Annotated in this window: 17 protein-coding genes; 1 reads left to right on the forward strand and 16 read right to left on the reverse strand. The window is 38.1% G+C overall.

Features of this window, described 5'->3' with window-relative positions:
- Positions 1 to 4 precede the first annotated feature (4 nt).
- From CDW55_RS04905 to CDW55_RS04925, 5 genes are all read right to left on the reverse strand, one after another.
- Complete coding sequence (locus CDW55_RS04905) at positions 5 to 565, reverse strand: acyltransferase (RefSeq protein WP_088468575.1); 561 nt, start codon at positions 563 to 565, stop codon at positions 5 to 7.
- Positions 565 to 1740 (reverse strand): glycosyltransferase, encoded by a 1176-nt coding sequence (locus CDW55_RS04910; RefSeq protein ID WP_088468576.1) that lies wholly within the window; start codon positions 1738 to 1740, stop codon positions 565 to 567. Before CDW55_RS04910 ends, CDW55_RS04905 begins: the two co-directional genes overlap by 1 nt.
- Positions 1730 to 2791, reverse strand: a complete 1062-nt coding sequence (locus tag CDW55_RS04915; RefSeq protein WP_228399610.1) for an acyltransferase family protein — start codon at positions 2789 to 2791, stop codon at positions 1730 to 1732. Before CDW55_RS04915 ends, CDW55_RS04910 begins: the two co-directional genes overlap by 11 nt.
- The gene (locus CDW55_RS04920) at positions 2788 to 3618 is read right to left on the reverse strand and encodes a glycosyltransferase family 2 protein (protein ID WP_088468577.1); all 831 of its coding nucleotides are present in this window, start codon (positions 3616 to 3618) and stop codon (positions 2788 to 2790) included. Before CDW55_RS04920 ends, CDW55_RS04915 begins: the two co-directional genes overlap by 4 nt.
- Before the next feature lie 81 nt (positions 3619 to 3699).
- Positions 3700 to 4539, reverse strand: a complete 840-nt coding sequence (locus CDW55_RS04925; RefSeq protein ID WP_088468578.1) for a glycosyltransferase family 2 protein — start codon at positions 4537 to 4539, stop codon at positions 3700 to 3702.
- A gap of 109 nt (positions 4540 to 4648) precedes the next feature.
- On the opposite strand from CDW55_RS04925, the gene CDW55_RS04930 reads away from it, so the two are divergent.
- Positions 4649 to 5422 carry a class I SAM-dependent methyltransferase gene (locus tag CDW55_RS04930; RefSeq protein WP_088468579.1) on the forward strand — a complete coding sequence of 258 codons (774 nt, stop codon included), beginning with the start codon at positions 4649 to 4651 and terminating at the stop codon, positions 5420 to 5422.
- 3 nt (positions 5423 to 5425) lie between these two features.
- Here CDW55_RS04930 and CDW55_RS04935 read toward each other — a convergent pair whose 3' ends face one another.
- Genes CDW55_RS04935 through CDW55_RS04985 form a run of 11 tightly spaced genes read right to left on the reverse strand, consistent with a single transcriptional unit; the run spans position 5426 to position 16664 of the window.
- On the reverse strand, positions 5426 to 6364 hold the full coding sequence (locus CDW55_RS04935) for a glycosyltransferase family 2 protein (protein ID WP_088468580.1): 939 nt from the start codon (positions 6362 to 6364) through the stop codon (positions 5426 to 5428).
- 33 nt (positions 6365 to 6397) lie between these two features.
- The gene (locus CDW55_RS04940) at positions 6398 to 7402 is read right to left on the reverse strand and encodes a glycosyltransferase family 2 protein (protein ID WP_228399611.1); all 1005 of its coding nucleotides are present in this window, start codon (positions 7400 to 7402) and stop codon (positions 6398 to 6400) included.
- On the reverse strand, positions 7345 to 9144 hold the full coding sequence (asnB, locus tag CDW55_RS04945) for an asparagine synthase (glutamine-hydrolyzing) (protein WP_088468581.1): 1800 nt from the start codon (positions 9142 to 9144) through the stop codon (positions 7345 to 7347). The genes CDW55_RS04940 and asnB overlap by 58 nt, the downstream gene beginning before the upstream one ends.
- A gap of 4 nt (positions 9145 to 9148) precedes the next feature.
- A complete protein-coding gene (locus CDW55_RS04950; protein ID WP_088468582.1) occupies positions 9149 to 10078 on the reverse strand; it encodes a glycosyltransferase family 2 protein in 930 nt (309 codons plus the stop codon).
- Positions 10068 to 10910 carry a glycosyltransferase family 2 protein gene (locus tag CDW55_RS04955; protein WP_088468583.1) on the reverse strand — a complete coding sequence of 281 codons (843 nt, stop codon included), beginning with the start codon at positions 10908 to 10910 and terminating at the stop codon, positions 10068 to 10070. Before CDW55_RS04955 ends, CDW55_RS04950 begins: the two co-directional genes overlap by 11 nt.
- A complete protein-coding gene (locus tag CDW55_RS04960; RefSeq protein ID WP_088468584.1) occupies positions 10907 to 11851 on the reverse strand; it encodes a glycosyltransferase family 2 protein in 945 nt (314 codons plus the stop codon). The genes CDW55_RS04955 and CDW55_RS04960 overlap by 4 nt, the downstream gene beginning before the upstream one ends.
- Complete coding sequence (locus tag CDW55_RS04965; protein WP_088468585.1) at positions 11848 to 12756, reverse strand: glycosyltransferase family 2 protein; 909 nt, start codon at positions 12754 to 12756, stop codon at positions 11848 to 11850. Before CDW55_RS04965 ends, CDW55_RS04960 begins: the two co-directional genes overlap by 4 nt.
- Complete coding sequence (locus CDW55_RS04970; RefSeq protein ID WP_088468586.1) at positions 12747 to 13679, reverse strand: glycosyltransferase; 933 nt, start codon at positions 13677 to 13679, stop codon at positions 12747 to 12749. Before CDW55_RS04970 ends, CDW55_RS04965 begins: the two co-directional genes overlap by 10 nt.
- Before the next feature lie 38 nt (positions 13680 to 13717).
- The gene (locus tag CDW55_RS04975; protein WP_179285906.1) at positions 13718 to 14560 is read right to left on the reverse strand and encodes an FkbM family methyltransferase; all 843 of its coding nucleotides are present in this window, start codon (positions 14558 to 14560) and stop codon (positions 13718 to 13720) included.
- Between the two features lie 2 nt (positions 14561 to 14562).
- Complete coding sequence (locus CDW55_RS04980) at positions 14563 to 15789, reverse strand: polysaccharide ABC transporter ATP-binding protein (protein ID WP_088468588.1); 1227 nt, start codon at positions 15787 to 15789, stop codon at positions 14563 to 14565.
- A gap of 26 nt (positions 15790 to 15815) precedes the next feature.
- Positions 15816 to 16664 carry an ABC transporter permease gene (locus CDW55_RS04985; RefSeq protein WP_088468589.1) on the reverse strand — a complete coding sequence of 283 codons (849 nt, stop codon included), beginning with the start codon at positions 16662 to 16664 and terminating at the stop codon, positions 15816 to 15818.
- Between the last annotated feature and the right edge of the window lie 10 nt (positions 16665 to 16674).

Raw genomic sequence — 16674 nt, forward strand, 5'->3', positions numbered from 1 at the left:
GCTATTATTTCACCGGTTTGTAAACATGGGGAAGATTTTGCCTGATGTAACTTTCAAGCTGTGCGCGGTTAGATTCAAGCTCCCGGGGATAATCCGTGTTGTTTTTTAAAGCTTTGTCACCGTATTCATCTATGGTACAGATCAATTTAGCCGGCACGCCTGCAAAAACGGAATTGGCGGGCATGGATGAATTTAGAACCGAGCCTGCGCCTAAAATACAGTTGTCGCCTATTTCTACTCCCGGGAGGATGGTACAGTTATTTCCAATAAAGCAATTTCTGCCGATTTTTATTCTGCCGAAATTTCTGGCATCCTGATATTTTTCCATCGAACGAATTACGTACATTGCCCCATCATGATTAATAAAAGTGCAGTTTGCGGTGATTTTTGTACTGTCGCCGATTTCTATTAAAAATGGTTCTGAACCGAATTTAGGAGCTTCAATAAAAATTACGTCTTTGCCCACCTTTAAGCCCCGGGATTTACATATTTCGATATAGGCTTTGTCCCGGAACCGGCGGATAAGATCTTCGGTTTTCAGAATGACTCTGTAAAGGAAATTCATTATTTCGTTTTTACTAAATTAAGAATGATTTCTTCAACTTCATTAAAAATCTTTCGGTTATCGAACTGTTCTTCAATATTGATGAGGTTGTGTTTCAAGCTTTGAACAAAGGTTTCGTCGTTTAAGAATTTCTTCATCGCCTCATAGATTTCTGAGGTTTCGTAACGGATCAGGTGGCCGGTTTTGCCGTCCTCAATCATAAGCTCAACATCGCCAACCCTTGTTGCTATAATAGGTTTCTGCAAAATAAGTGCTTCAGAAATTACCAGAGGCCAAGCTTCAGATTCGGAAGGCAAAATGAAGAAGTCTGCATTTCTAATGTAAGGGTACGGATTCATTTTGTTGCCGGCGAGAATAAAAGTTTCTTCAACGCCAAGCTTTTTCTGCTGAGCCAAGAGGTTCTGAAGCTCTTCTCCGTCGCCAATAATTACTACCGAATGTCCGAAGCCTTCTTTTAAAAGCTTGTGATGCGCGTCCATCAGTTTATGGTAGCCTTTTCTGGTGTGAAGCCTGCCCACGGAAACAAAAACCGGTCTGTTTTTAAAATCGGGAATTTTTTCTTCACTCTTTTTCCTTATTTCGTCGACAGGAACAGCGTTGATTATCACGCTTTCCGGCGGATATTGGAGGTTGGGATAAGTGCGGTGCATAATCTGCATGATTTTTTCTGAGCAGTACACCATGTGATCGAACTGAGGAAAATGTCTGAGAATTTTGGGAACGAGTGGCTGAAGTTTTGGCAAATCAATCTCAGAGTGGAACCACCCGATTTTTTTAGAATTTTTATTGCTGGATTGTAGAACCGACTCAAAATCATTATAAGTCATGGAGATTTCGATATCGTAATTTTCTTTCAAAATTTCTTTATCAATGATTTCCGGGCTTTTTCTAAATTTTTCAAGCTTTATTGTTCTTTTGAAAAGTTGAAATTTTTGAAGTAGATAATTTTTCGAAAGATCTTCTTTTCCTTCTCCCAAATAAATTTTACGGACATGATGGGGAAATTCATTTCGCAGTTCTCCTTGGTTTAAGCTCAATAAAACAGTCATTTCAAATTTTTCAGGATCCAGATTATTCAGAATACTGAGCATCACTTTTTCAACTCCACCCATTTCCATGGAACGGTGGCGAAAGAGGATCTTGATTTTCGGTGAAACGGAATTTTTATTTCGCATATTTTTTTCTGATCCATAAATTTAAAGGCTCCTCGATATATTTAAACATCAGTATCGATAAACCGGTGATGAGCATGAAGATGACCGCGACATTTTCCGCAATATAGTCATAAATGAGCACAGGAATAAAGCCTTTATGAATAAGATAAAAGACATAAGAACTTTTTCCCAGCAAAACCATGGTGTCTGTTGACAAAAAACGGCTTACAATGGTGCGTTCGTGGATGAGTCCCCATAATAAAGGTGCGATCCCAAACACGGATAAAGTGATTACCATCAAGGCTCGGATAAGATCCGGGCTGCCGTAATCGAAAGGATTCAGCAAAAGGTAGAGCAGTATAAAACTAATCCCAAAGTAGGTGACCCAACTCGTCTCAAATTTTATTTTTGTATGTTTTTTAATGAGTAAAGCGAGACCCATACCAGCGAAAAACTCAAAAATAAACACCGCAATATTATTCTGCATAAAACCCCATGGATTTGGTGTTAAACCCCCCAAAAACTTCAGGGCTCCCCCAAAAATAAAGATAAGCACCGGCAAAATATAAAACCACTTCCGGTTTTTTTTAATTAAAATGAAAAAGAACGGGGCGCTGAAGTAAAAGAGCTCTTCAAGGGTTAAAGTCCAACCCTGCGAAATCCCCGCCGTGAAAAAATACTGCCTGAAAAGTGCTTTGGTCATGGTGAAGCTCAAAACTGCTTCCACTGTTTTTTCGCTATTCCATAACTGATTTCTGATTAAAAAATCTACAAAAACACCAATTGTAATCAGGAAATACATTGGATAAATCCTTGAAAACCTGTTAACTGCATATTTTTTGAATTGCAGCGGAGTCTGGTCGAAATACCGGTTGGTAATTAGAAATCCGCTGAGGACAAAAAACATGTCGACACCGATATGCCATTCTCTGATAAAATTTTTAAGCAAATCCGGAGCTGCAGGATTGTTGTAAGGAAAAAAATGAAGTACAAAAATCATCCACGCGGCAATGGCGCGAAACCCTGTAAGCGCAGGCATTATCCCTTGAGTATTGCTGTTGGTTTGTTTCATGAAAATTTCTGAAAAAACATTTTCAGTTTTTTTATCAAACGGAAAGGAATCTCGTTCTGGTAATTCAGTAAATCAAAAATTTCCTGCGCATTGTGGTAGGTTTCGGGGATTTTCCGGCCATTGATTTCGGTGATTCCTCTTCTTTTAAAAGTTACCCAGATCACTTGGGCAAAATTATTTTTAGCTTTCATTTTGGAGGAATGCTGGGAAATTCCTTTTGCGTGCCTGCGGTAAAGATAAAGATTTACCGGGATGAAACTAACGTCACCTTGCTCCAGAATTTTGAGGTAGAGATCCTGATCAACTGCCGACTTTAAATCATGATTAATGCCAACAGTTTTATCGTAAACCTCTTTCCTAAACGTGAAAAAATGATGAATCTGAGTGGGGAGATTAAAGAAATACTGATCATTCAGAATTGGCTGAATTTTCTTAAAATCACTCACCGGTTTTAGTTTCGGATCACAAAACGTAATTTTTGAATAGGTGGCAACAATATTATTTTCGTGATATTGCTTCACCGATAGTTCGAGTGCATTTTCTTCCAGTGCATCATCAGGATCCAAAAAACCCCAGATTTCACCGCTCGCAAATTCCAAAGTTTTGCGTTTGGTATAGCCACAGCCCCGGTTTTCTTGGTTGGTGAAAATTTTGAATCTTTTATCACCACGCGTAAGGTTTCCGATTATTTCCAAAGAATTATCCGAGGAACCATCGTCTACAATTATCACTTCCCAATCCGTATAGGTTTGCGAAATGATCGAGTGGTAACAATCTGTAAAAAATCTTCCGTTATTATAATTGGCAATAAGAATTGAAAACTTCATGACAGGATAATGATCTAAAATAGTCACCGGAATGGTGGTTAATACACAAAGATAAAGGTTTTCTTTTCGTCCCGAAAGCTCTTAATCTGATGAACTGAAAATTGCTGCAGTAATTTTTTTCTTTAGTCTGTAAAAATAAGAATTCTGATACTCGAGCAGGCGGAATATTTCCTCTGAAGTATTGAATTTTTCGGGTACTTTTTTACTATGAATTATTTTTAAGCCCCTTCTCTGCATGCTGTCCCAAATTACTTTCCCCCAGTATTCGTAGGATTTTTTCTTATTGTCGTTCTGCGAAATACCTCCGGAATGGGTGCGGTACAGGTAATTGATTTCATTGATGAATTTAAAATTACCTTTTTCATACATTTTCAAATAGAGATCCTGATCTTCGGAGATTCTTAATTCGGGGTTCATCTTTTCGGTCTGTAAATAAATATTTCTCCTGAAACACACGAAATGATTAACGACAATAGGGCAGTTAAAGAAATAAGGATCTCCGTTTACAATCTGTTTTGTAGATTTTGAAGGCTGCAAATGCTGAAGATCTTTATCGCATTTCATTAACCTGGAATACGTGAGCACCGTTTTCGGATTATTTCTGAACACTGCGACCGCATTTTCGATGGCTTTTGGCAGAATTGCATCGTCGGGATCCACGAAACCACAGATATCACCTGTTGCCAGTTCGATGAGTTTTGCTTTGATGACGCCCACGCCCTCATTCTGCGGATGTTCAAAAATCCGGAACCGGTCATCCCCACCAATAATTTCGCGGATAATCTGTAGGGAATCGTCGGTGGATTTATCATCAAGGATAATGACTTCCCAATTGGTGTACGTCTGTGAGAGGATGGATTGGTAGCAGTCGCGGAAGAATTTTCCGTTGTTAAAATTGGCGACAAGGACAGAAAATTTCATTATTTTCAAGGTATTAAATGAGCAGCAGCATCAAACTCTCTATTACAAATATAATCGGTTTTCCCGATGTTTAGGAATTTTACTTATTTTTGTTGAATAAACATCACAAGTGGGCGAATTAAAACGAGTTACAAAGACTTTGGTGGGCTATCTCCAGCGCCCCGATCTGTACCCGGAACTGGGCAGAAAAATCATCAAAAATATTTTCAAACGGAACAGTGCTTTCAGAGGAAAAGAAAAAACCAATGTGTGGGCAGCTCAGCGTGCCGTGAGCCAGGAACAAGCTATTCAAAAACTTTTTGGCAAGACAGCAGTGCCTTTTGCAGAACAATTCCGGACGGTTTATGATGAATCAGTGAGAAGACAAGAGGAATGCCCTGTGAAAATGGGTGGCGCCGGTGCCCTTGAACTGATTTATGAAGCCTGCGAATTTACTGATGCGAAATCTGTAGTGGAGACGGGTGTGGCATACGGATGGTCTTCATTTGCGGCATTACTTTCGCTGGAAAAAAGAAACGGAACGCTTTATAGTTCTGATATGCCTTATTTAGAGCAAAACGGCGACCAATATGTAGGCTACATTGTTCCCGAAAATTTGAAAACCAATTGGAAGCTTTTCCGCCATGCCGACAAAGAATCTTTACCGAAAATCTTGGCTGAAGTCCAAGAAATCGATGTGGTACATTATGATTCCGACAAAGCTTATGAAGGAATGATGTGGGCGTATTCCCAACTCTATCCTCGGTTAAGAAAAGGCGGAGTTTTTATCAGCGATGATATCAATGACAATTCTGCTTTCCAGGATTTCTGTGAGAAGAATGGGATTGAACCAACGGTGGTGGATTTTGAAGGGAAATATGTGGGTGTTTTTGTGAAGAACTAGAACTCAGAACAGTTCTTTCCGAAAATTAATATTATACAGTCCACTTCTAATACTCCTGAAATCTTTTATCAGATATTTCATGATCATCATCCATTTTTTCGGTATTGATGCATTTGCAATTTCGAAACTTCGGTGAATTCTTTTGATGTGCAGCAGTTGTTCTTTTGGCATTTCCGGTTCTTTTTCTGCCCAGTTTTGCAGGTGATTCCAAAGCAAAACTCTTGTTGCCGCCGGTTTCACTTTTCCGGAATCAACTTGGGAAATCCGGTTGCTTTCGTGCACGCCGCGAACGGCAACAGGTTCGTTCAAAATTCCGGGATAAAGGTTGTTGTAGAAAGCCAACCGCATCAAAAAGTCTGTGTCCTGGTGAAGTTTCAAATCGGTTTTCATCAACGCGTCCATTTTGTCTAATGCAGATTTTCTGATCGTTAAAGCATCAATACTGAACAATCCGAAACTTCCGCGCATACCGATGAGCCCGGAAAAAACGTCTTTGGCGGGATGATTATTGTACACCGTCGTCAATTTATCTTGGTAAATATTGAAATATTGTTCTTTCGCCTTGTCGCACCAATAATGAACTCCGATTGCGCCGTAAACTCCATCCACATCAGGATTTTTGAATAATTCTCTTTCTGCATCAAAACGGTTCGGAAGAAAAAAATCATCCGCATCCAAAAAAGCGATGAAATCTCCCGTTGCATTGCTCATCCCCACGTTTCTACTTGCGCCCGCTCCGTGGTTTTCTTTGTCCGGATGCTGAAAAAGCTTTACCCTTTCGTGCTTTTCGGCCAAAGCTTTACAAACTTCCAAAGCGTTGTCCGGAGATTTGTCTTCCACCAAAATCACTTCAAAAACCTCATCAAACTGCAGCGCAGATTCTACCGCATTGGTGACGTATTTTTCAGCATTGTAAACGGGAATGATAACAGAGATTTTCATGCGGAAGCGTGCGAATATAGTTATTGATATAATCTACCTTTTTAGGACAGTGAAACGGTATCTGGTCTTCAGGATTTGTGGTTTAAAAAAAGCGGTTAAAAAAAACAGTACATATTTTTTCCAGCCTTTTTTCAAAGATAATTCAAAAGATCTTCTTTTCAGTAAAATATTATTCCGAAATTTGCCTGGTAAGTCTTTATCCTTAGACCATTGAAAAACAGAATCCCACAGTAGGAACTGTCTTTGGTTGTATAATTGGGAATACTGTTTAATTTTGGTGATCCGGTTGTCATCATGAACTCCGCGAACCGCCACCGCTTCAGTGATATTTCCGGATTTTAAATGACCGTGATACGCCAGTTTAATGATGAAATCGCTGTCCTGATGAACACGAAGGTTTTCGTTGAACTTTAGATTATTTTTTCTAATGCTTATATTTCGGACTGTCAATCCGTTGAGGTGAAAAAAAGTTCCAAAATCGTTTTTCAATCCCAATAATCCAAAAAAAACATCGTTTCCTTCGGCGTGTTTTTTGACGGTTGTCAATTCGATATTTTTGAATTTTTCCTGAAATTCTTCTTTTCCTTTTGCGGTATAGAATTCCGTTCCGATTGCATTGAAAACTCCTTCGATTTTTTCGTTGCTAAAAATTTCTTTTTCCGCTTCGAAACGGTTCGGAAGATAATAATCATCGGCATCCAAGAAAGCAATAAACTCTTGAGTTGCTTTTTCCAATCCCAAATTTCGGGTTGCTCCCGCTCCATGATTTCCATGATCGGGATGTTGAAAAAGTTTTACTTTGGGATATTCGGTTTGCAAAGTTCTGCACAACTCTAAGGAATTATCTGTGGAAGCATCCTCCACCAAAAGAATTTCTTTCACCTCATCCAAATTCACAGCAGATTCCACCGCTTTGCGCAAGAAATTGGCGGCGTTGTAAACTGGAATGATGACGGAAATTTTCACGATAGAATACGGAATTAGTGGATTAGTTGTTTCGTGTGATCTGCCCACAATGCCAACTGCAGCAGGTTCCAATGTTTTTTATCTCTGTTCAAATATTTTTGTGCGGTAGAAAAGTGAATGAAATCGTACACTTTCGACGATCTGTTTTTCAATAAATCATCCGACAGTTCCATCAAACTTTTTTCCTCGAACCATTTTTCTACAGAAGAACCAAATCCCTGTTTGTAGCGGTTTCGGATGGTTTCTGTCCAATAATTTCCCATTGCTTCTCGAAGGATGATTTTGTCGTTTTCGGAATCTAATTTTAAATTTTCTGGAAGTTGGATACAGAACTCTGCGAAATCTTTATCTAAAAAAGGAGTCCGAACTTCCAGTGAATTTGCCATCGCCATTCGGTCGGATTTCACGAGCATATTTCCGGGCACATATTTTTCCAGATCCGTTCTCATAATATCGTTCAACGAATGTGGATTTGCCTTGAAACTATACTGTTGATAATATTTTGCATTTATTCCCAATTCTGCGATTTCTTTAGCGTTGAAAAAATTTCTCACGCTATTTTGATGGAAATCGAGGATGTTTTTATGTTTAATATTTTCTTTGGTTAAGTAGGAGGTTTCCCGAAATTTTCCGAACTGTTTTAATCCAAATTTATACAAAATATTATTGTAACTGAAATGGTTTTTAAGTTGATTCTCAATGTTATAAAAGCTATAACCACCGAAAAGTTCATCGCCCACATCTCCTGCCAAAACCACCTTCAGATGTCGTGCAGCTGCTTCGCAAATTTTAAATTGCGGAACGTAGCTCATGTCTGCAAACGGTTCATCAAAAAAAGGCGAAACTTTCAATAGTTCTGTCGCGATATTTCCACGGTTTTCGTAAATTTCAATATGGTTGGTGTGGTATTTCACCGCAATTTCATCGGCAAATTTTAGCTCGCTGTCTCCACCGGAATAGCCAAAACTGATGGTGGTTTGTTTGTCTTTAAATTCATTCACCATCGCGACAATTGTGGAAGAATCTAAGCCGCCGCTTAAGAAACTTCCGACCTCTACATCGGCTACAAGTTGTTTCTGTACTGCATTTTTCAGCAAAGATGTAAATTCTTCCTTTGCATCGGACAGTGAAATTCCCAATTCATTTTTTGGGATTTCGTAATATCTTTCAACTGAAATTTTTCCATTTGAATAAGTAAGAAAATGCGCAGGAGGAAGTGTAAAAATATTAGAATAAATACTTTGATAAGTACTCACATAACCATATTGTAAAAAATGGTAAAGTGCTTCGCTGTTGATTTTAGGCTCTATTAGTCCACTCGCTAAAATCGCTTTGATTTCTGAGGCGAAAATAAATTCACCATTTTTTCCGATGGCGTAGTAAAACGGTTTTTCGCCGAAGCGGTCGCGTGCGCAAAAGAGCTGTTGTTTTTCTTCGTCCCAAATCGCAAAAGCAAACATTCCGGGGAGCTCGCTCAGTAAACCTTTCCCTTTTTTCTGATACATTGCCAGAATAATTTCGGTATCCGAGCTCCCACGGTATGGATAATTTGCAAAATCTTTTTTGATATTTTCATAACCGTAAATTTCACCATTGAAGACAATACATTCTTTTCGTGTGTTTGAGAACATCGGCTGTTTTCCGGTTTCGGAAAGATCCACAATCGAGAGTCTGCGATGCCCGAGCGCAGCATTTTCAAAAAACTCGTGATGCTCTGCATCCGGACCGCGGTGCGCGATGGCACGGGTCATTTGCTGAACTTCTTCAGTATAGTTACTGGCGTTGGGTGTGATGATTCCGGCGATTCCGCACATGGTTTTACTTTTTTTGGAGGCTATATTTTACTGTTTTTACCAACTGCAAAAACAGGATTTTGTAATCTTTAGAAATTTCAAATCTTTCGCGGATACTTTTCAAAAGGTTTTTGTGGAAGATAGGCAACGGAAATTCTTTTAAGTAATAGTATTTGTTGATTAGCTGGTCCAGATCTTTAATAATCTGATGGTTTGCTCTGGTATCGTTGTTTTGCTTTTTAATATTTTTGAAAATTGAAATCGATGTTCTAAGTTTTTTTTCTATTGCCAGTGAACTGTAAACGCCGCCTTCATGCAGTCTGTAAACGCCTACTATTTTATTGAAAGCTCTTCCTTTTCCGAATTCAAGTAGATGGTAAAAATAATAAAGATCTCTGTAATTTGGGTAAATATTTATCCATTTTAGATCAAGAAATTCCCGGCGGATGAGGTAAGTGAAAGTTTGTGTGGGTCTTTCGGTGAAAAAAGTTTCCTGTGTATAATCTACAAGTTCTTTATTCTCAAAAATTAAATCTTTCCCGTCGTTCGCAATTTTTCCGGAGTCTTGGTGAAGCACTAAATTTCGTGCGGTCGTCATTACAAATTCAGAATTTTTTTCTAGGAAATCATATTGAAACTGAAGTTTATTAGGACATGTCCAATAATCATCCCCTTCGCAATAGGCCAAGTATTTTCCTTTAGCTTTTTGAAATGCAAATCTTTGATTTTCAATAAAACCGATGTTGATATCGTGTAGGAAGTAACGAATGATTTCGGGATATTTTTCGGCATAAGTTTTAATGATCCTGTCTGAATGATCTGGTGAAGCGTCATTGCATATTATGAGTTCGAAAGGAAAATTCGTGTTCTGCATCAAAACGCCATCAATCGCTTCCTTAAGATAAGGAGCGTGGTTGTAGGTGAGCATGATTACTGAAACCAATTTATCCGCCATGTTTTTTTTTTCTTAATTTGAGGAGAAAGCGATTAAATGAAAACCTCCTGAGAAAATTTAGTTCCTTTTGAACATTTTGATGTTCCCATTTCAATTTTTCAATTTCTTTAATCATCAGCGACGGGTTCCCGTAATGCTCAAAGAAAAGATTTTTATTTTTGGTATAAAGATACAGCACTGTATCGTTATAAGTACCATCTTTAAAACCTTCTGTATTGCGGGCGTTTTCTTCTTTAATGCGGTATAGCAATGCTCTGTAATTCAGGCGTTTTACCTTGTTTGGCCTTAAGGAAGTAAGTCTGATGTAAAAATCCCAGTCTTCAAGATGCGTCATATTCTCATCAAAGCCTCCAACTGTTCTCCAGTCTGATTTCTTGAAAATACTGGGGCAGAAGATTACATTGCCGTGCAGTATTTTTTTCATCGTGAAGTCTGCCAGATTCCAGTCTCGTTCCTCGCGGCCAAAAAAACGTCCCTGTGCAGTTACTACCATTAGTTGAGGATCTGCGCTAAATTCGTCCATTGCAAGTGAGATATAATCCCTCTCAATAAGGTCGTCAGCATCCAAAGGAAGGATGTATTTGCCCGAAGCTTTTTCAATTCCTCTGTTTCTGGCTCTTGAGACGCCACCGTTTTCAAGTTGGATATATTTGATATCTGGATTGTGTTCTAATATTTTCTTAATAACATCATAAGAGTGATCGGTCGATCCATCATTTACAATGAGTATTTCTATGGCACTGTAGGTCTGCCCCAAAACTGATTCAACGGTTTCTTCAATATAATCTCCCTGATTGTAACAGGGTATTACCACACTTACAATTTCTTTCATTTTTTATTGTTTTTCAGTGCGTAATAGCGGTATCTGGTTTTTAGAAGCGCAGGATTAAAAACGGCGCTTGTAATAAACAGCCGGTACTTTTTCAGCCCGCTTGCAGCAGCTATCCTATTGGAGAGATATTTATTCTTGAAAAGAGCCACAACATCTGCGGGCATATCTTTTTTTGTACAACTCCATTTGTACAAAGATTCATATAATAGCGCATTGTGATAAAAAAACTTTGTCGAGTAGTTGGTTACTTTTGTAATGCTGTTGTTTTCGTGGCCTGTCCTGATGGCGACAGGACGGTCTATAATTCCGGTCTTTAAATTCTTTTCCCAAGCCAGTTTTATGGTGAATTCTTTGTCCTCCCCAATACCCATTTTTTCATCAAGCCGCAGATTTTCCAGTGCTGATCTTCTTACTGTAAGTGCGATCATAGAGAAAAAGGAACCGAAACCTCCTTTCATGCCTATAAGCCCGTAAAATATATCTTTTCCTTCAGCCGGAAAATTAACCGTGGTAAGGCCAACACCTCCAAACTTAGCCAAGTACTGCTTTTTGCCTTCTTCCGTAACAAACTCCGTGTCTAACGCTCCAAAAACCCCGTCAACTTTTGGATCTTTGAAAATTTTCCTCTCCGCATCAAAACGGTTCGGAAGCCAGTAATCATCAGCATCAAGGAAAGTAATAAATTCCTGAGTAGCCCGGTCTATTCCCAGATTTCTTGTGGCAGATACACCGTGATTCTTTTTGTCGGGGTGCTGAAGAACTTTGATTTGTGTAAATTCTTTGGAAAGATCGTGCGCAATCTGAAGAGAATCATCCTGAGATCCATCATCAATCAGCAGGATTTCCCTAACTTCCGAAAATTGGATGCAGGAATTCACGGCTTTTTCTAAAAAAGCTGCGGCGTTGTAAACGGGGATGATAACAGTGATGCCGTGGGTCATTTTAATATTTTACAAAGTATTAAGTATGTTTTGGGAAGCGCTAATATTTTTTTATAAAGTCGCAAATAGTAATACATTTTAAATAAACTGAATCCTAAAGGTGTATTAAAATGATATCGATAATAAATTTGATTATTGATGATTTTTATTAGTGATTCCTTAGTGAGATTTTTGTAATGTTTTTTAATCAAGTATTTTTCTGAAGCAATTTTTGCATTTTTTTTCTCCAGTTGGTTGTCTGTTCTTCCGGATATATTTTCGTTGCTAACTCTTACAAGAACCTTTGAATTTCTAATGAAATATATGTATTTTCTTTCACTAAACTCCAAGACTGCTACATCATCGGTTGCCCAAGCCAAAGGAAATTTTTTAAAATTAAACTTTAAATATTGTTTTTTTCTAAAGATATGCTCAGATAAACTAGATCGTTCCGCTTTCATAATTTTGTATCCAATATTATCTGCCGGATCTATTAATTGCTCATAATCGGTAAAATCCGTTATTCGTTCTCCGTTTTCATTGATCCAGCATTGCGAAAATTTCACAACATTACATTCTTTCTGAATAATTACCGGCATGTCTTTATAAAATTCTTCCACGAAATTCTCCGAAATCACATCATCGTCGCCTAAAATATGGAACCATTCTTCCGTTACATTCTCCAGGATTCTTTCCCACTGCATTGCGAGATTTTTGCCGCCAAGGTTTTCTTTGTAATCAATATAATTGTAACTTCCATCGGGGAAATATTTATCAATGAGCGGAAATGGATCATCGGGACTTGCATCATTTCCGATATACAAAGTGAACCTTTTATCAGTTTGGGACGCAACGGATTTTAGCGTTTCTTCGAAAAATACCATCTTGTAGTACGGAATTACAATTGCCAGTTTATTCATACCCATAAAACATTATTCAAATTTACTTTGTATTTTTTCTTAAAAAGCCAATAAAGGAGGATTGCTTTCTTGTGAAAGAAATTAAATTGATGAAGATGCTGCTTGATGAATTCGCTGCGCAATTTTTCAAAAACAGCCAGAATTTTCTCTTTTTTTACAAATTGAAACTGATATTCAGCCCACATTTCTTGCTTTTTAATGAGATAATCAACCTTTTCTAAATGATGTCCAGAACTGTAGAAAAGATGGGTCAATTTTTTAATAAAGCCATTGGCAGTAGTTTCTGCGCCAATTTGTTGAGCATCATGAATACGGTAATAACCTAAAGTTTCATCAATTAATCCTAGCTCATTTGTCATTGCAAAAATTAATGCAAGTTGATAATCATGCAAAGCAATTTCTGGAATTTCATCGAGGTTGATTCTTTTATTTTTTTTAAAGGCAAATGAAGCTCCGGTTGCTAGATTTTCTATCGTTAGAAGATGATTGGGTAAATTTTTACCGTGATTTTGGGCATTGAAAGCGATATAATCCCAAATTGTTGCGCTTAAAGGTTTTTCATTAAAAAGTTCAAGATTATGGAAAACAGCTTTAAGGTTGCCATTGATTTCGAAGTAATTTATAATTTTTTCAGTTTTGTTCTTAAACCAAATATCATCTTGGTCACAAAGCAATACAATTCCGTCTTGACAAAGATTAATCGCTTTTTCAAAATTTTTTATAACACCTAACTTTTCGGAATTTTTGTATAACTTTATAATAGAGTTCCCTTTTTGAAATTTTTCAATTATTTGCATGGTTTTGTCGGTAGAACCATCGTCACAAATAACAATTTCATCTACAGGGACTTGCTGGCTCAGAATGCTTTCGAGCTGTTCCGCAATATATTTTTCCCCGTTAAATGTGCACAAGGCGACGGATAAAATCATTTTTTTTCTAATCTTGTATTAAGAAATAATAATTCAAATCATATTTGATCCCTATAACACAATATATTGAGTTGTTGATTAAATGATCTTGGTTTTTCATTACAGAAAGGAAATCTTATGGTTTCAGCAGCAAGTCTAATGTAATACTGAAACCCGGCATTTTTGAGTAGGTTAAGTATTTCTCCTAAATTTTGCTCCTCTCCAATTAACCCATGGTATTCTAAAAATAAATTTTTCACATTTGCTAATTTATCTTTAATGTCAAAAATTAAAGCATTTTCTGCCCCCTCTATATCTATTTTAAGAAAATCGATTTCTCGATTTAGGTATTTCTTAATGTCAACAGCCTGAATCTTGATGATATTGTTTTTTTTACCAAAATCGGTAACCAAAGAACCGGCAAGAGCTCCTTCAGAAAAAAATTCGAGAGTGGTATCTTCCTTCCAAACTGCTTTCTTTTCAATATTGATATTTACGTGATTAGGAATCGAAGCAAGGTTTTTCTTTAAAGTGTTAAAAATATTTTCGTCAGGTTCAAAGGCAAGGATTTCTGCTTCGGGGTAAAGTGTTTTGAAATATGCTATGCTTAGTCCAATGTTTGCCCCACAATCAATAATGTATGGATTTTTTTTATCACTAATAAATCTATAAATTTCATCGTTAAACAATTCATCTATAGAATGGATAAATGAAGGGCCATGCGTAAAATGAAACGGTTTTCCAAAAAAATCAGCCACTCCCTCGGTAAATGGGGGGTAATTGAGCAACCTTAATCTTTCTGCAGGGGTGATGCCGGTTTTTGGATTGACCAAATGTTGAGCAATCTGGTTATACCTTTCGACTTTGTAAGCCGCTAACAGAGTTTTGATTTTATTTTTCATAATCATTGCCAAGTATATCTTCCGAACACTGATCCATAATCATATTCACCATGTTTGGATAGATATGAGTCAGAATCAGTCACTACAAATTTACACACATCTTCCACTACGTCTAATTGAGCAATTTTAGGCTGATTAATGAATGCGTGTATTGAATATTTGCCTCTCACCAATGTTTTGGGTTCTATTTTAAGGGTCATTATTTCGCTAATGTATTCTCTTTCACAAGAAAACACCCTTCGTTTTCTAGAATCTAATATCGTCACGAAGAAGCTTGCTTTTGCATTTTTGTTGTTGATGTCTATATTAAATTTGAAATTGATAGGTTCGTCATAATGATATTCTTTGGAAACAGTACCATCTGTTTTGGTAACTTCAATTTGCTTTATATACATTTCCTTGTTGATGTTATTATCATTATTTAGATAAATTACATCATCATTATCGGCGGTCAGATAGGTTGCTACGGTTTCTCTAATTTTTCCATTATATTCAACGATGCCTTTGTTTAAAAGTATTCCATTATTGCAAATCTGCGAAACTGCATTTAAATCATGACTCACAAACAAAACCGTCCTGCCTTCGCCCTTACTTACATCGCCCATTTTGCCGAGGCATTTTTTCTGGAATTCGGCATCGCCTACCGCTAAAACTTCATCTACAATCAGGATTTCGGATTCCAAATGTGCGGCCACGGCAAAAGCCAGACGGACGTACATTCCGGAAGAATATCTCTTCACGGGGGTGTCAATATATCTTTCAACGCCGGAAAAGTCTACAATTTCATCGAATTTCCGGGTGATTTCTTTCCGGGTCATTCCGAGGATTGCGCCGTTCAAATAGATGTTTTCGCGGCCCGTCATTTCCGGATGAAAACCGGTTCCCACTTCCAGAAGTGAGGCAATACGGCCGTTGGTGTAAATTTTTCCGGTTGTCGGTTTGGTGACTTTACTTAATAATTTCAGCAGCGTGGATTTTCCCGCACCGTTTCTGCCGATAATTCCTACCGCGTCGCCCTGGTCGATCTCAAAATTGATATCGCGCAGGGACCATACATATTCGGAGTTTCCTTTTGAACTCCGGTCGTTCGCTTCACCAATTTTCAGGTAAGGATCTTCCTTGCCGCGGATCTGTGCCCAGAAACGGTTCAGGTCGTGCGAAAGCGTGCCGGTTCCTACCTGGCCCAGGCGATATTGTTTTGATATATTTTCTGCTTTTAATGCGAGCATCTTTTGGCTGAGGTTTAGGGAAAGGATTAAACAGTGTCCATGAAACTTTTTTCCACTTTGTTAAACACGACAGTTCCTGTTGCCAACAATACAAAGATAATGACGGAACTGGTGAGGAGCATTACGGGTGAGAAATCTCCGGAACCCAGCCAGCCGTATTTAAAACATTCGAAAATTCCGGTGAGTGGATTATACACGGCGATTTTTTTCCAGATGCCTGAAAGTGACGAAAGCGGATAAATTACCGGTGTGGCATACATAAAAAGGCTCACCCCAAATCCGAGAAGCATCTGCAGGTCGCGGTATTTTGTAGTGAGCGACGAAATAATCATTCCTGCGCCCATTGCAAATGCAGCCATCAATATTATTAATAAGGGTGTTGCAAGTAACCATACATTTGGAGTGATATCACCTTTGGTCAAATAATAGAGCCACACCAAAAGGAAAAGTAAAAACTGTACACCGAACCGCATAAGATTGGAAATTACAATCGTGATCGGCATTACAAGCCGCGGGAAATATACTTTCCCAAAAATTGCAGCATTCGCCGTGAAAACACTGGAGGCGCTGGTTAAGGAAGTAGAGAAGTAATTCCAAAGTGTCACCCCGGAAAGATAAAAGAGAATCTGCGGCAAACCGTCTGTTGAAAGACCTGCAATCTTACCGAAAACCACGACAAAAACAATGGTGGTTAAAATTGGATTGATGAAAAACCAAACAGGTCCCAGAATTGTCTGTTTGAAAGATGAAACGAAATCCCGCTTGACAAACATGTACACCAAATCCCTGTATCGCCAGACTTCGCCGAGTTTCAGGTCGAACATGGAATGGTCAGCTTCAATGGTTTCGGTCCACTGCTGTTTTGGGTCGCTCATTTGTGAAAGA

This window comes from Chryseobacterium sp. VAUSW3 (genome assembly GCF_002205795.1).
GTDB classification, from domain to species: Bacteria; Bacteroidota; Bacteroidia; order Flavobacteriales; family Weeksellaceae; genus Kaistella; species Kaistella yananensis.

What these genes read in the sequence shown, in the direction of transcription:
- CDW55_RS04905 (WP_088468575.1), bottom strand. Translation starts at nt 565, where the DNA reads ATGAATTTCCTTTACAGAGTCATTCTGAAAACCGAAGATCTTATCCGC.
- CDW55_RS04910 (WP_088468576.1), bottom strand. Translation starts at nt 1,740, where the DNA reads ATGCGAAATAAAAATTCCGTTTCACCGAAAATCAAGATCCTCTTTCGC.
- CDW55_RS04915 (WP_228399610.1), bottom strand. Translation starts at nt 2,791, where the DNA reads ATGAAACAAACCAACAGCAATACTCAAGGGATAATGCCTGCGCTTACA.
- CDW55_RS04920 (WP_088468577.1), bottom strand. Translation starts at nt 3,618, where the DNA reads ATGAAGTTTTCAATTCTTATTGCCAATTATAATAACGGAAGATTTTTT.
- CDW55_RS04925 (WP_088468578.1), bottom strand. Translation starts at nt 4,539, where the DNA reads ATGAAATTTTCTGTCCTTGTCGCCAATTTTAACAACGGAAAATTCTTC.
- CDW55_RS04935 (WP_088468580.1), bottom strand. Translation starts at nt 6,364, where the DNA reads ATGAAAATCTCTGTTATCATTCCCGTTTACAATGCTGAAAAATACGTC.
- asnB (WP_088468581.1), bottom strand. Translation starts at nt 9,144, where the DNA reads ATGTGCGGAATCGCCGGAATCATCACACCCAACGCCAGTAACTATACT.
- CDW55_RS04950 (WP_088468582.1), bottom strand. Translation starts at nt 10,078, where the DNA reads ATGGCGGATAAATTGGTTTCAGTAATCATGCTCACCTACAACCACGCT.
- CDW55_RS04955 (WP_088468583.1), bottom strand. Translation starts at nt 10,910, where the DNA reads ATGAAAGAAATTGTAAGTGTGGTAATACCCTGTTACAATCAGGGAGAT.
- CDW55_RS04960 (WP_088468584.1), bottom strand. Translation starts at nt 11,851, where the DNA reads ATGACCCACGGCATCACTGTTATCATCCCCGTTTACAACGCCGCAGCT.
- CDW55_RS04965 (WP_088468585.1), bottom strand. Translation starts at nt 12,756, where the DNA reads ATGGGTATGAATAAACTGGCAATTGTAATTCCGTACTACAAGATGGTA.
- CDW55_RS04970 (WP_088468586.1), bottom strand. Translation starts at nt 13,679, where the DNA reads ATGATTTTATCCGTCGCCTTGTGCACATTTAACGGGGAAAAATATATT.
- CDW55_RS04975 (WP_179285906.1), bottom strand. Translation starts at nt 14,560, where the DNA reads ATGAAAAATAAAATCAAAACTCTGTTAGCGGCTTACAAAGTCGAAAGG.
- CDW55_RS04980 (WP_088468588.1), bottom strand. Translation starts at nt 15,789, where the DNA reads ATGCTCGCATTAAAAGCAGAAAATATATCAAAACAATATCGCCTGGGC.
- CDW55_RS04985 (WP_088468589.1), bottom strand. Translation starts at nt 16,664, where the DNA reads ATGAGCGACCCAAAACAGCAGTGGACCGAAACCATTGAAGCTGACCAT.